The sequence below is a fragment of the Microbacterium sp. Au-Mic1 genome (genome assembly GCF_021341785.1).
Classification (GTDB): domain Bacteria; phylum Actinomycetota; class Actinomycetes; order Actinomycetales; family Microbacteriaceae; genus Microbacterium.
The window spans coordinates 238,192-251,837 of sequence record NZ_JAJTTF010000001.1; the positions used below are offsets into that span (position 1 = coordinate 238,192).

Here is a 13,646-nt window from a genome sequence, read left to right on the forward strand (position 1 = left end):
CGTCGCGTGCAGGGCGGCAGCAGTGGATGGTGCATGCTGGCGAAGGACCCGAAGGAGTCGTCCATGCCCGAACTCGTCACCGCTGACGTGCCCGCGCTCGATCGTGCCCTGCTGCGCCGGCTGCGCTTCTCCGCCGCGACGGCGGCGTTCCAGATCGAGGGGGCGAGAACCGAGGACGGTCGGGGCAGATCCATCTGGGACGACTTCGTCGACGCCCCGGGCCGGGTGCGCGACGCCGGCACGGCGGATCCAGGGCCCGACAGCTACCACCGCGCTGCCGAGGACGTCGCGCTGCTGACCCGACTCGGCGTCGACGAGTACCGGTTCTCGATCTCCTGGGTGCGCGTGCTGCCCGACGGACGGCCGAGTCCGCAGGGGCTCGCCTACTACGACCGGCTCGTGGATCGACTTCTCGACGCCGGGATCGTGCCCACGCCGACGCTGTACCACTGGGATCTGCCGTCCCGCCTCGAGGAGGCCGGCGGCTGGCTGAACCGCTCCACCGCCGAACGGTTCGCGCAATACACCGAGGTGGTCGCCGATGCGCTCGGCGACCGGGTGCGGCAGTGGTACACGATCAACGAGCCCGTCTCCACGACTCTGCAGGGCTACGCGATCGGTGAACTCGCGCCGGGGCGCACGCTGCTCTTCGACGCGCTTCCGACGGTGCATCATCAGCTTCTCGCACACGGTTACGCGGCGCGGATCCTGCACGCGCGCGGTGCGAACAGCGTCGGGATCGTCAACAACCACACGCAGGTGCTGCCGGCATCGGACTCCGAGGCCGACCAGCAGGCGGCGTACCTCTATGACCTCATCCACAACAGGATGTACGCGGATCCGGTGCTGCTCGGCCGCTACCCGGACCTGGAGCCGCTCGGGGTGACGCTCCCGGTGGAGGACGGCGACCTCGCATTGATCAGCGCGCCCTGCGAGGTCTACGGCGTGAACTACTACAACCCGACGACGGTGGCGGCGTCGGCGGGACCGATTCCCTTCGACGTGGTGCCGACGCCCGGTGCCCCGGTCACCGGATTCGGCCCGCTGTGGCCGATCGTGCCCGAGGCGCTGACCGCGTTCCTGGTCGATGCGAGAGAGCGCTACGGCGCGTCGCTGCCCCCGGTGGTCATCGCCGAGAACGGCGCCTCGTTCCCCGAGCCCGACCACATCGACCAGCCGATCGACGACGCCGCGCGCGTCGCCTATCTGCGCGGACACCTCGCGGCGGTGCTCTCGGCGATGCGCGCGGGCGTGCGCATCGACGCGTACACCGTGTGGTCGCTACTGGACAACTTCGAATGGGCCGACGGGTACACGCAGCGGTTCGGGCTCGTGCACGTCGACATGGACACGGGGCAGCGCACCCCGAAGGCCTCGTACGCCTGGTACCGCGCGCTCATCGAGGAGGCACGCTCATGATCGAACACCCCGGCACCCCTGCTCCGAGTGCGGGGAAGCGGGTCGGCCCGATCTGGATGACCCTGTTCACGCTCGCGTGGCTGGCGATCTGGACGGTCCAGCTCACCCCGATCCAGCTCCTGCTGCCGCTGCAGCTCGACACCGGCGCCCCTGGTGAGAACTGGATCGCCGGCGTGGTCTGGGCCGGCGTCGTGCTGTCGGTGGGCGGACTCGTCGGCATCATCGCGGCGCCCGTCTCCGGTCGATGGTCGGATCGCACCCGTTCACGGTGGGGACGCCGGCGGCCGTGGGCGATCGGCGGATCCCTGCTCGCCGCGATCGGGCTGGTGCTGACCGGCATGGTGGCGGGGCCGGCCGCCGTCGGCGGCGCCTGGATCGTCGTCTCGGTCGGGGTCTCAGTCGCCTCGGCGGCCCTCACCGCGATGATCGCGGACCAGCTCACCACCCAGCGCGGTGCTGCCTCGGCGGCGGCGAGCTCGGCCCAGGCGGTCGGCATCGTCGTCGGCGTGGGCGCGGTCGTCCTGATCGGCCTGAACGTGCAGCAGTCCTACTTCCTGATGGCGGCCATCATCGCCGTGATCGGGACCGGAACGGCGCTGCTGCTGCCGGACGCGCCGGCGCATGAGCTCGCGCTGCCCGCCCCGCGCACGGCCGCGCGCCGCGCGTCGTGGCGCGACCGCGACTTCCTGTGGCTGCTCGTGAGCCGTCTCGTCGTGAACATCGGCAACGCGTTCGGCACCTCGCTGCTGCTGTTCTTCCTGCTCTACGGCGTCCGCGTCCCGTCGGCCGCGGCCCAGGACGACCTGCTCATCCTGATCGTGATCTACACGGTGTTCGTCGTGATCGCGTCGATCATCGCGGGCATGCTCTCCGACCGCCCGTCGGCGAGTCCGCTGCGCCGTCGTCGCACCATCACCGCGGTCTCGGCGGTCGTGCAGGCGGTCTCCGGCGTGGTGATCCTGATCAGCCCCTCGTTCGAGATGACCGCGGTCGCCGCCGGGATCATGGGCGCGGGGTACGGCGCGTACATGGCGGTGAGCCTGGCATTCGCGACGGATCTGCTGCAGGATCCGGACGACCATGCGCGAGACCTCGGGCTCGTGAACGTGTCGGCGCAGCTGGGGCAGCTGCTGGGGCCGCTGCTCGGCGCCGGCCTCGTCGCCCTGGTCGGCGGATTCGGGCTGCTGTTCGGCGCCGCGGCCGTGCTGTCGGTCGTGGGCGCCGCGATGACCTATGCGGTCAGGGCGCCGTCTCCAGCGTCGCCAGTGCCAGCTGCAGCACCGCATTGAACACCCGGGGCCGCATCGCGGTCACCAGGTGCGTCGTGCGCGGCACGATGATGAACTCCGCATCGGGCGCGAGCCGGCGGTACAGCGTCTCGTGGGTGCGGAGCTGGTCGAACTGCCCGTTCACGAACCAGGTGGGCACCCGGATGCGGGGTACGGCGGCGATCAGATCCAGCTCGACGAGCGAGCGCAGCGCGTCGTCCTGCGTGGCCATGGCGTATCCGCCCGCGCCGAAGTCCTCGCGCGTCGAGGCGGGCAGCGTCGCGTCCAGCACCTGCCGACTCAGCCACATGCCGCGATCCGGCATCGCGTTCAAGGCGCCCGCCAGCACCCGATAGGCGGCGAGCCCTGCGCCGCGGGGGAGCGCCGTGCAGGAGGCCCCGACGAAGCCGGCGATCGGCGGGGCCGGATCCGCCCCGGCGTACGCGGTCGAGAGCAGGCCGCCCATCGAGTGCCCCACCAGCAGTACGGGACCGGCGGCGTCGCGCACGGCGGCATCGATCGTGCCCATCGCCTCGTCGAGGGTGAACGGCTCGTCCATGCGGGTGCCGTGACCGGGCAGATCGACGGCGACCACCGGATTGCCGCGTTCGGCGAGGAACTCCTCCTGCGCGCGCCACATCGTTGCGGAGGTGCGGATCCCGTGCACGAGGACCACGGACACCGGGGAGCGGCTCATGGCCGCCAGTCTAAGAGGTGCGAACCGACAGGATCCCCGTTCGCATGCCGTGGAATCGCGCCCCGGACGCCACCACGGAGATCGGGATCGCGGCCTCGCTGCCAACCGGCGAACGACGAAGCGGGGCCGGTGGCGAACCACCGACCCCGCTCCGCAACAACAGCGGGTGCTTACTTCTCCCAGCCCACGTTCTCGACCGGGCCGACCCGGTAGAGGTCGAGACCGACGTAGGTCTCCGGGGTCAGGTTGGCGAGGCCCTTCTTGGCGACCTGGATCGAGGGACCGTTGTAGAGCGGGATGACGCCCCAGGTCTCCTTGATGATCTCCGGCTCGAGCTTCATCGCAGCCTTGGTCCACGACTCGGTGGTGGTCTGCGATTCGACGTCGCTCTTGATCTTCTTGTCGATGTCAGCGGTGCCGGTGCTCGACAGGTTCAGGTTGCTGTCGGAGCAGTACATCTGGCAGAACCAGGCGGGGCCGAACGGGTCGGAGTCGGTGAACCGGAGGCCGAGGGCGTCCCAGTTCTTCGTGGCGACGTCGTTCGAGAAGTTCGACGGCGCGCGCGTGTCGATCTTCAGGTCGATGCCGACGGCCTTCTCCTGCTGCTGCAGCGCCTTGGCGAGCGCGGCCTGGACCGGGCTGTCGCTGAACACCGGGTAGGTGACGGTCAGCTTGACGCCGTCCTTCTCCCGCACGCCGTCCGAACCGGCCTTCCAGCCGGCGTCGTCGAGCAGCTTCTTCGCGGCGGCGGTGTCGAACTTCAGCCCCGCAGCCTTGAACGAGTCGTCGTAGCCCTTCTGGAACGGGTAGAGGATCAGCGAGCCGGCGGCCGGCTCGGTGTAGCCCAGACCGTTCCAGGCGATCTTCTTCTGCTGGTCGATGTCGATCGCCATGAAGAAGGCCTGACGCACCTTCGGGTCCTTCAGCTGCGGCTTGGAGCCGTCGAGCTGGATGACGGTCTTGGCCGTCTGCTGGGCGCGGTAGATGACGGCGTCCTTGACGTCCTTCACCTGCTTGATCGCGTCCGCAGAGGCGGTCTCGACCTGGTCGATCTCGCCGTTCTTGAAGGCGTTCAGCGAGGCCGCACGGTCCATGCCCGAGAAGGTGACCTTGTCGAGCATGGGCTTGTCGCCCCACCACTTGTCGTTCGGCTCGAGGGTGACCTTCTGGCCGTTCACGTCGAAGTTGGTGATCTTGTACGGTCCGGCGCCCCACTCGGGGTGCGCGTTGCCGTTGTACGCGTCGTTGTAGAGCTCCGGCGTGTTCACCTTGGGGTTCAGGATGCCGGTGAGGAACGGCATGGCCGGCCAGGCGAACTCGCGGTCGAACGTCACGATGACGTCCTTGTCGGTGTCGCCCTTGGTGACGGACTCGATGTCCTTGTACCCATCGGTCGCGCTCGCCTTGAAGTCCGGGTTCGACCCGTTGTTGTCCTTCCAGGTGGTCTCGAACGCCGTCCAGTCGATCGGAGAGCCGTCGTTCCAGACAGCCTTCTCGTTGATCTTCATGGTGACGACCGTCTTGCCGTCCTTGACGGAGGTGTCCCACTTGTCGAGGTACGCCGGGTTGGCCTTGACGGTGCCGTCAGGGTCCATCAGGAACACCTGCGGGGTGTACCAGGCCGCCAGGCGCGAGGTGTCGGCCGTGCCGTCACCGTTCATGAAGTTCATCTGGGCCGGAACTTCGCTGATCCAGAAGTGCGCCTCGCCACCCTGCTTGAGGTTCTCGCGCGGCTGCGGGTTGTAGTCCGCGGTCTTGGTCTCAGCCGGCTTGTCGGTGCTGCCGGTCGTTCCTCCGGTCGCCGAGCAACCGCTGATGGCGATTGCCAGCGCCCCGCTGAGGGCGACAACGCCCCACAGCTTGTGCTGCCTTTTCATGGTTCTCCTTCGATGCCTTTCGGCTTTTTGGGGACAGGGGACAGTTAACCTGCGTGAACCGGAACTTCCTGGCACATCGAAGCAACCGTTACCGTTCCGATGTCAACGCAGGGGCTGGGTTCAGCGCCAGTGGCAGGCGTTCGCGTGCGATTCAGAGCCGTGCAGCGCCGGAGCCACGGTCTCGCAGCGGGTGCGCTGTTCTTCGGGGAGCAGCTTGTACAGCGGGCACCGCGAGGTGAACGAGCAGCCGTCGCGGCGATCCGCCGGGCTCGGCAGATCGCCCTGCAGGACGATGCGCTCGCGGGTGCGCTCGATGTCGGGATCCGGGACGGGGATCGCCGACAGCAGCGCCTGCGTGTACGGGTGCTGCGGGTCGTCGAAGATCTCATCGACGTCGCCGTGCTCGACGAACTCGCCGAGGTACATGACCCCGACGCGGTCGGCGATGTGCCGCACCACCGAGAGGTCGTGCGCGACGAAGAGATAGGAGAGCCCGAGCTTGACCTTGAGCTCGTCGAGGAGATTGATCACCCCGGCCTGGATCGACACGTCCAGCGCGGAGACCGGCTCGTCCAGGACCACGATCTTGGGGTTCGTCGCGAGCGCGCGAGCGATGCCGATGCGCTGGCGCTGGCCGCCGGAGAACGCGCCGGGGAACCGGCTCGCGTGTGCCGGGTCGAGACCGACGAGATCCATGAGCTCGTCGACGCGGAGGTCCGCCTCCGCCCGGGAGACACCGATCGCTCGCAGCGGCTCGGCGATGACATCCGCGACCGTCAGTCGCGGGTCGAGTGCGCCCATCGGATCCTGGAAGACGATCTGCAGGTCACGACGGACGGTGCGCTCCGCCTTGCCGCCGTGCAGCTCGGACACCTTGGTGCCGGCGATCGTGATCTCGCCGTCGGTCTGCTTCACCAGATCCATGATCTGCAGCAGCGTCGTGGTCTTGCCGCAGCCGGACTCCCCGACGATGGCCATCGTCTCGCCCTCGCGGATGTCGAAGGTCAATCCCTTGACCGCGTGCACTTCGCCGACTTTGCGCTTGAGGAACGCGCCCCGGGTGAGCGGGAACGTCTTGTGCATGTTGCGGACGTCGAGGGTGATCGGGCGCTCCGTGCGCGGGATGCGATCCAGTGCACTCGTGGGCAGTTCCGGAACGGGGTACACGGGCAGGCCGCCGATGAGACCGTTCTCGATCTCGTCGGCGCGCACGCAGGCGACCTTGTGGTCCCCACCCTCGCTCGTCGCGATCGGTCGCAGCTCGGGCTCCCTGGTCCGGCACGCCTCGGTGGCGATGGGGCAGCGCGCCACGAACGGGCACTCGTCGGGCAGGTTGATCAGCAGCGGCGGGTTGCCCTTGATCGGCACGAGCGGCTGCTTCTCGGCCTTGTCCACGCGCGGGATCGCGCCGAGCAGGCCGATCGAGTACGGCATCCGGGTCTCGTGGAACAGCTCGCGCACGGGGGCCTGCTCCACGGGCTTGCCGGCGTACATCACGAGCACGTCGTCGGCGGTCTTGGCGACCACGCCCATGTCGTGCGTGATCATGATGACTGCGGCGCCGGTCTCGCGCTGCGCCGTGGCGATGAGATCGAGGATCTGAGCCTGGATCGTCACGTCGAGGGCCGTGGTGGGCTCGTCGGCGATGATCAGCTTCGGGTTGTTCGCCATGGCGATCGCGATCACGACACGCTGGCGCATGCCGCCGGAGAACTCATGAGGGAACGACTTCAGGCGGCGTTCCGGGCTGGGGATGCCGACGAGTCGTAGCAGCTCGATCGCGCGCGCGGTGGCGTCCGCGTGCGACATGCTGCGGTGCACCGTGAGCGCCTCGATGAGCTGGTCGCCGACCGTGAACACCGGAGTGAGCGAGGTCAGCGGATCCTGGAAGATCATCGCGATGCCGTTGCCGCGCAGCGCCGAGAGCTCCTTGTCGCTCTTGCCGACGAGCTCGATGCCGTCGAACATGATCGACCCGCTGACCTTCGCGTTCTCGTCGAGCAGCCCCATGATCGCGAGCGACGTGACGGACTTGCCGGAGCCGGACTCGCCCACGATGCTGAGCGTGCGACCCGGCTCGAGATCGAAGGAGACGCCGCGGACGGCGTCGACGCGCCCGGACTCGGAGGCGAAGCTGACGTTGAGATCGCGGACGGAGAGAAGAGGAGCGTTCATGCGCGGCCTCCCGCCGCCGAGGTGGGGTCGAGCGCGTCGCGCAGGCCGTCGGCGACGAGCGCCATCGAGACGGTCAGCAGCGTCAGCGCGAGTGCGGGGAAGTAGAACGTCCAGGGGGCGCTGGCGAGGGAGTTCGCGCCGATGCCGATGAGGGATCCGAGCGAGACGTCGGGGATCTTCACACCGAAGCCGATGAAGGACAGGCCGGTCTCGGTGATAACGGCCCCGACCACGCCGAGGGTGAAGTTGATCACCAGCAGCGAGCCGATGTTCGGCAGCAGGTGCCGCAGCACGATCTTCATCCCGGGGACTCCCATGTAACGTGCGGCATGCACGTACTCGCGCTCGCGGAGCGACAGAGCCATCGTCCAGATCACGCGGGCCGGGAAGAACCAGCTGATGAAGATCATCGCGGCCGAGATCACGCGCCAGTCGCCACCGGCGTTCGAGGACACCAGGGCGAGGATCAGGAACGTCGGCACGACCATGAGGAAGTGGATGATCAGCAGGATGATCCGCTCGGTCGTGCCACCGAAGTAGGCAGCCGCGGTGCCGACGATCGCGGAGATCACCGTGGTGCCGATCGAGACCGTGAGCGCGATCATCAGCGAGCGCTGGAGGCCCACGGCGGTCTGCGCGAACAGGTCGCCGCCGTCGGCGGCGGTGCCGAACCAGTGCGTGCCGTCCGGGGGAGTGCCGAGCGCGAGGAAGTCGAGCTCGCTGAAGCTGAAGTGCGCGATCAGAGGCCCGAACACCGCGAACAGCACGAGGAAGGCGAAGATGAACACACCGGCGACGGCGGGACGGTTGCGCACGAAGCGGCGATAGTAGAGCCGGAACGTGCCGATCCGCTTGCGCGGGATGCGCGCGGCCGTGGTGTCGGGCCCGACGGGGGGCTGAACGGTTGCAGAGGTCATGTCAGCTCACCCTCACTCGCGGATCGAGGACCACGACGGCGACGTCGGCGAGGATGGCGCCGATCGCCGTCAGGACAGCGCTGAAGGCGGCGATCGCCACCACGCCGTGCACGTCGTTCGTGCCGATGGTCTGAACGAAGTACCGGCCCATGCCGTTCCACGCGAAGATCGTCTCGGTCAGCACCGCGCCGGTGAACACCGTCGGAATGCTGAAGGCCAGCTGCGTCGCGACGGGGATCAGCGAGGTGCGCAGCGCGTGCTTGCGGATCGCCTGCGGCTTCGTCAGCCCCTTGGCCCGCGCGGTGCGGACGTAGTCGGCCTTGATGTTGTCCAGCAGCAGGGAACGCTGCAGGAAGTGGTAACTGGAGTAGCCGATGAACACCAGCGCGATGGTCGGAAGGATCAGATGCTGCAGGGTGTCGATCAGCACCGGGAAGAAGCCGGTCACCCCGTCGCTGCGCGCCCCGGTGACGTAGAACAGCCGGAAGCCGAGCGCGTCGTTGATCGCGATCGCGATGATCACGATGCCGAGCGCCGCGACGATGATCGGGATGTTCATCGTGACGATCGAGATGCCCTGCCACACCCGGTCGGCGACCTTGTACTGCCGCGACGCGGTGTACACGCCGATCGCGATGCCGAGCACCGCGGTGATGATGGTGGCGCCGAGCACGAGCTCGCCGGAGACCCACATCCGGTAGGCGATCTGGTCGTTCACGGACTGCCCGACCGGGCTCACGCCCCAGTTCCAATGCAGGACGATGTCGGTGAACCAGTGCCACCAGCGCTGCAGGAGCGGCACGGTGTCGCTGAGGTTGCGGGGTTCGAGGAGGCGGTTGATCTGGTCTTCGCTCAGCGGAGGGCGACGTCCGATGTAGTTGCTGCGCGGATCCAGGAAGGCCCACGCGAGGAAGTACGTGACGTTGGTCGCCACCACGATCATGAGAAGCCAGCCGAGAGTTCGGCGCAGCAGGTACTTGATCAAGATGGATGTTCTCTCTCTTGTCACGGACGCCGCGCGGGATCTCCGACGCAGCGCTGGGTCGATGCCATATCAACACGACCCGAAACCGGTGACGCGGTGCTCCGCCCCGCGCAGCGCGAGACGGAGTGCTGTCGCCGCTGAGACCCGGTTCCGGGACGCGGCAACTTCGCGAGACTATCACCGGCCGGACGCGAGGGGGGAAGTGGCACGCCTCGCCCGGCGCACGTCGACGGCGGCGGAGAGGCGCAGGGGGCGGCCGCTCCGGGCGCTCCCGTAGAATCGTCGGGATACCCGGTTCACTCCCGGGACAGCCCGATCCGCCCGCCGGACCCCGCATCGTTCAGGACCTCATGTCACCTCGCGCCCTCACTCCGCTGCAGCCGGCCGCCACGCCCCCGCAGCAGATCCGCAATTTCTGCATCATCGCCCACATCGACCACGGCAAGTCGACGCTGGCCGACCGGATGCTCCAGATCACCGGCGTGGTCTCCGACCGCGACATGCGCGCCCAGTACCTCGACCGCATGGACATCGAGCGCGAACGCGGCATCACCATCAAGAGCCAGGCGGTGCGCATGCCCTGGCAGATCGACGGCGAGACGTTCGCGCTGAACATGATCGACACGCCCGGGCACGTCGACTTCACGTACGAGGTGTCGCGCTCGCTCGCCGCGTGCGAGGGCGCGATCCTGCTCGTCGACGCCGCGCAGGGCATCGAGGCCCAGACGCTCGCGAACCTGTACCTCGCGCTCGAGAACGACCTCACGATCATCCCGGTGCTGAACAAGATCGACCTGCCGGCGGCCGAGCCGGAGAAGTACGCGAAGGAGCTCGCCGACCTCATCGGCGGCAGCCCCGATGATGTGCTGCGGGTCTCCGGCAAGACCGGGGCCGGCGTCGAGGAGCTGCTCGACCGCCTCGTCCAGGAGATCCCCGCGCCCGTCGGCGATGCCGACGCCCCTGCGCGGGCGATGATCTTCGACTCCGTCTACGACGCGTACCGCGGCGTCGTCACCTACGTGCGCATGGTGGACGGCAAGCTCTCGCCGCGCGAGCGGATCCAGATGATGTCCACCGGGGCCAACCACGAGCTGCTCGAGATCGGCGTCTCGAGCCCGGAGCCGGTGCCCACCAAGGGCCTCGGCGTCGGCGAGGTGGGCTACCTCATCACGGGCGTGAAGGACGTGCGCCAGTCGAAGGTCGGTGACACCGTCACGACTGCACGCAAGCCGGCGACCGACGCCCTGGCCGGATACACCGACCCGAAGCCGATGGTGTTCAGCGGCATCTACCCGATCGACGGCAGCGACTACGCGGAGCTGCGCGAGGCGCTCGACAAGCTCAAGCTCTCCGACGCGTCGCTGCAGTACGAGCCGGAGACCTCGGTCGCGCTCGGCTTCGGTTTCCGCTGCGGCTTCCTCGGCCTGCTGCACCTGGAGATCATCACCGAGCGGCTGTCCCGCGAGTTCGGGCTCGACCTCATCACGACCGCGCCGAGCGTGATCTACGAGGTCCTCACCTCCGATACGGGGGAGACGGTCACCGTCACGAACCCCAGCGAGTACCCGGACGGGCGGATCGGATCCGTCTCGGAGCCGATGGTGAAGGCGGCCATCCTGCTGCCCAAGGACTACGTCGGCACCGTCATGGAACTCTGCCAGTCCCGCCGCGGGTCGCTGCTGGGCATGGAGTACTTCTCCGAAGAGCGGGTCGAGCTGCGCTACAACATCCCGCTCGGCGAGATCGTGTTCGACTTCTTCGACCAGCTGAAGTCGAAGACGCAGGGGTACGCGTCCCTCGACTACGAACCCGCCGGATCCCAGGAGGCGGACCTGGTCAAGGTCGACATCCTGCTGCAGGGTGACAAGGTCGATGCGTTCAGCTCGATCGTGCACCGCGACAAGGCTTACGCCTACGGCACGATGATGGCCGAGCGGCTGCGCAAGCTGATCCCGCGCCAGCAGTTCGAGGTGCCGATCCAGGCCGCGATCGGCGCCAGGATCATCGCCCGCGAGACCATCCGCGCCATCCGCAAGGACGTGCTCGCCAAGTGCTACGGCGGTGACATCACCCGTAAGCGCAAGCTCCTCGAGAAGCAGAAGGAGGGCAAGAAGCGCATGAAGATGGTCGGTCGCGTCGAGGTCCCCCAGGAGGCGTTCATCGCCGCGCTCTCCGGCGACGTCGAGGGCAAGGACAAGAAGTAGGCCCCGCGCGCGAAGCACTCCCCCCTTGGGGGAACCTGGGTGGGGAGCCGGGACCAGCAAGTAGGGTGGTTGACATGCGTCGCGGGACATTCCGAGAAGGAACGGTGGATTATGCCGCCGTGGGCGCGACCCACGCGCCCGACCTGATGCAGTATCCGCCGGAGCGGAGCATCCCCGCCGAGGAGTCCTGGCGGCTCGGCAGCGGCGAGGAGCGGTTCCGCACCGCCGGTGACGCCCTGCTGGCCTGGACGGCACAGCGTGCGGCGGGTCTCCAGCTCACGGATGTGCGCCCTGCCGCGAGCCCCGGGTACGCCGGGGTCAGCTTCGATGCGGAGGGCGCCCCGATCGCTCCGAGTCGCACCGAGGTCGAGCCGCGCTACGACGAGGACGGCACGCCGTGGGTGGGCCCCGGGATGACGCTCAAGCTGCACGGGCGGGTGTCCGGCATGCGCGCGGACGCCGAACTGCGCGTGATCTCGGTGACCGAGCAGACGCACCGGATCGGCTTCGTGCTGGGCACGGTCGCAGGATCCGTCGTGAGCGGCGAGGAGTCCTTCGACATCGAGTGGAACGACGCCGACGAGGTGTGGTTCACTGTGCGCGCCTTCGACCGCCCGAACAGCTTCCTGTACCGCAGCTTCCCGTATCTGGTGAAGCGCCGCCGCCGCGAGCTGTTCGCCCGGTATCTGCGGGCGATCTCCCCGCTGTACGCGACGCCCGTCTGATGGGTGCGTGCTGATGGGGAGGACGGCCTGATGGCCGGCCCCCTCCCGCTCGGGGACCCGGCCCCTTCGGACGGCCGGCTGCCCGCCGATCTGCGGATCGATCCGGATGCGCCGTTCTCCGCGTATCTGCACGTGCCCTTCTGCCGCGTGCGCTGCGGCTACTGCGATTTCAACACCTACACGGCTTCCGAGCTGCGTGGGGCACGTCAGGACGCGTACGCCGACACGCTGATCCAGGAGATCGACCTCGCGCGCGGCGTGCTCGCCGAACGGGGTGCCCTGCGTCCGCTGAGCACCGTGTTCTTCGGAGGCGGCACGCCGACGTTGCTGCCGGCGGGCGACCTCGGCCGCATGCTCGGCGCCGTCATCGGTGCGTTCGGCATCGCCGATGGCGCCGAGGTGACGGTCGAGGCCAACCCCGATACGGTGACGGCCGAGGTCGCCGAGGAGCTCGCGGCAGCCGGGGTGACGCGGATGTCGATCGGCATGCAGTCCGCGGTGCCGCACGTGCTGGCGGCGCTCGACCGCACGCACCGGCCGGAGAACGTGCGCACCGCCGTCGAGGCTGCCCGGGTCGCGGGGCTCGCGGTCAGCGTCGATCTCATCTACGGCGCACCGGGGGAGTCGCTGGAGGACTGGCGCTCCTCGCTGACGACCGCGATCGATCTGGATCCGGATCACATCTCCGCGTATGCGCTGATCATCGAGGACGGTACCAAGCTCGCGCGTCAGATCCGCCGCGGGGAGGTGCCCGCTCCGGACGACGACCTGCAGGCCGACATGTACGAGCTCGCCGACGCCCTGCTGGGCGAGGCCGGGTTCGACTGGTACGAGGTGAGCAACTGGGCTCGTCGACCGTCGGACCTCGGCGGCGCGGACCAGCGCTCGCGGCACAACATGGCGTACTGGCGCGGCACGGACTGGTGGGGCTTCGGGCCCGGTGCGCACAGCCACGTCGCCGGACTGCGGTGGTGGAACGTGAAGCACCCCGCGGCGTATGCGCAGCGGCTGGCTGCGGGGGAGTCTCCGGCCGCAGGCACCGAGCGGCCCGACGCCGAGGCCGCGCAACTGGAGCGGATCCTGCTGCGCTCGCGTATGGCGGAGGGCATGCCGTTGGATGCGATCGCAGCCGACGCCCGCACCAGGGTCGCAGGGCTGATCGCGGACGGCCTCGTCGAGGCCGTTCCCGCATTGCGCGGCACGCTCGTGCTCACGCTGCGCGGACGGCTGCTCGCCGATGCCGTGGTGCGCGCCCTGACCGATTGAGGCCTGCGCCGGCTGCAGGATCCCGCGACGGGTGCACGATCAATCCGGTCGTTGGGTCCTGCCGCCGTCGCGCGGTCCTGCGGACATCGCGTCGCAGCAGTCTCCAGCGGTCG

10 protein-coding genes are annotated in these 13,646 nt (G+C 68.6%); 5 read left to right on the forward strand and 5 right to left on the reverse strand.

The features are described from left to right. Window positions 1-63: 63 nt before the first annotated feature. Both LXM50_RS01140 and LXM50_RS01145 read left to right on the forward strand, forming a co-directional pair. On the forward strand, window positions 64-1,419 hold the full coding sequence (locus tag LXM50_RS01140) for a GH1 family beta-glucosidase (RefSeq protein ID WP_233309271.1): 1,356 nt from the start codon (window positions 64-66) through the stop codon (window positions 1,417-1,419). After that, window positions 1,416-2,708 (forward strand): MFS transporter, encoded by a 1,293-nt coding sequence (locus LXM50_RS01145; RefSeq protein WP_233309272.1) that lies wholly within the window; start codon window positions 1,416-1,418, stop codon window positions 2,706-2,708. The genes LXM50_RS01140 and LXM50_RS01145 overlap by 4 nt, the downstream gene beginning before the upstream one ends. On the opposite strand, the gene LXM50_RS01150 is transcribed toward LXM50_RS01145, so the two are convergent. From LXM50_RS01150 to LXM50_RS01170, 5 genes are all read right to left on the reverse strand, one after another. Beyond that, window positions 2,659-3,384 (reverse strand): alpha/beta fold hydrolase, encoded by a 726-nt coding sequence (locus tag LXM50_RS01150; protein WP_233309273.1) that lies wholly within the window; start codon window positions 3,382-3,384, stop codon window positions 2,659-2,661. The two genes, LXM50_RS01145 and LXM50_RS01150, sit on opposite strands and share 50 nt — an antisense overlap. A gap of 170 nt (window positions 3,385-3,554) precedes the next feature. Further along, a complete protein-coding gene (locus LXM50_RS01155) occupies window positions 3,555-5,261 on the reverse strand; it encodes an ABC transporter family substrate-binding protein (protein ID WP_233309274.1) in 1,707 nt (568 codons plus the stop codon). Window positions 5,262-5,381: 120 nt separating this feature from the next. Further along, entirely contained in the window at window positions 5,382-7,436 is a 2,055-nt protein-coding gene (locus LXM50_RS01160) for an ABC transporter ATP-binding protein (RefSeq protein ID WP_233309275.1), read from the reverse strand. Further along, window positions 7,433-8,353 carry an ABC transporter permease gene (locus LXM50_RS01165; RefSeq protein WP_233309276.1) on the reverse strand — a complete coding sequence of 307 codons (921 nt, stop codon included), beginning with the start codon at window positions 8,351-8,353 and terminating at the stop codon, window positions 7,433-7,435. The genes LXM50_RS01160 and LXM50_RS01165 overlap by 4 nt, the downstream gene beginning before the upstream one ends. Window position 8,354: 1 nt before the next feature. Beyond that, window positions 8,355-9,338, reverse strand: a complete 984-nt coding sequence (locus tag LXM50_RS01170) for an ABC transporter permease (protein WP_233309277.1) — start codon at window positions 9,336-9,338, stop codon at window positions 8,355-8,357. Between the two features lie 350 nt (window positions 9,339-9,688). Between LXM50_RS01170 and lepA the strand changes: the two genes are divergently transcribed. The 3 genes from lepA to hemW all read left to right on the forward strand — a co-directional run bounded on the left by lepA (window position 9,689) and on the right by hemW (window position 13,533). Then, on the forward strand, window positions 9,689-11,542 hold the full coding sequence (gene lepA, locus LXM50_RS01175; protein ID WP_233309278.1) for a translation elongation factor 4: 1,854 nt from the start codon (window positions 9,689-9,691) through the stop codon (window positions 11,540-11,542). A 74-nt stretch (window positions 11,543-11,616) separates the two neighbouring features. Continuing rightward, window positions 11,617-12,267 carry a DUF1990 family protein gene (locus tag LXM50_RS01180; protein WP_233309279.1) on the forward strand — a complete coding sequence of 217 codons (651 nt, stop codon included), beginning with the start codon at window positions 11,617-11,619 and terminating at the stop codon, window positions 12,265-12,267. Window positions 12,268-12,297: 30 nt separating this feature from the next. After that, on the forward strand, window positions 12,298-13,533 hold the full coding sequence (gene hemW / locus LXM50_RS01185; protein ID WP_233309280.1) for a radical SAM family heme chaperone HemW: 1,236 nt from the start codon (window positions 12,298-12,300) through the stop codon (window positions 13,531-13,533). The last annotated feature ends 113 nt before the right edge of the window (window positions 13,534-13,646 follow it).

Excerpts from the sequence above, each read along its gene's own strand:
- LXM50_RS01140 (WP_233309271.1), top strand. The coding sequence starts at position 64 with ATGCCCGAACTCGTCACCGCTGACGTGCCCGCGCTCGATCGTGCCCTG.
- LXM50_RS01145 (WP_233309272.1), top strand. The coding sequence starts at position 1,416 with ATGATCGAACACCCCGGCACCCCTGCTCCGAGTGCGGGGAAGCGGGTC.
- LXM50_RS01150 (WP_233309273.1), bottom strand. The coding sequence starts at position 3,384 with ATGAGCCGCTCCCCGGTGTCCGTGGTCCTCGTGCACGGGATCCGCACC.
- LXM50_RS01155 (WP_233309274.1), bottom strand. The coding sequence starts at position 5,261 with ATGAAAAGGCAGCACAAGCTGTGGGGCGTTGTCGCCCTCAGCGGGGCG.
- LXM50_RS01160 (WP_233309275.1), bottom strand. The coding sequence starts at position 7,436 with ATGAACGCTCCTCTTCTCTCCGTCCGCGATCTCAACGTCAGCTTCGCC.
- LXM50_RS01165 (WP_233309276.1), bottom strand. The coding sequence starts at position 8,353 with ATGACCTCTGCAACCGTTCAGCCCCCCGTCGGGCCCGACACCACGGCC.
- lepA (WP_233309278.1), top strand. The coding sequence starts at position 9,689 with ATGTCACCTCGCGCCCTCACTCCGCTGCAGCCGGCCGCCACGCCCCCG.
- LXM50_RS01180 (WP_233309279.1), top strand. The coding sequence starts at position 11,617 with ATGCGTCGCGGGACATTCCGAGAAGGAACGGTGGATTATGCCGCCGTG.
- hemW (WP_233309280.1), top strand. The coding sequence starts at position 12,298 with ATGGCCGGCCCCCTCCCGCTCGGGGACCCGGCCCCTTCGGACGGCCGG.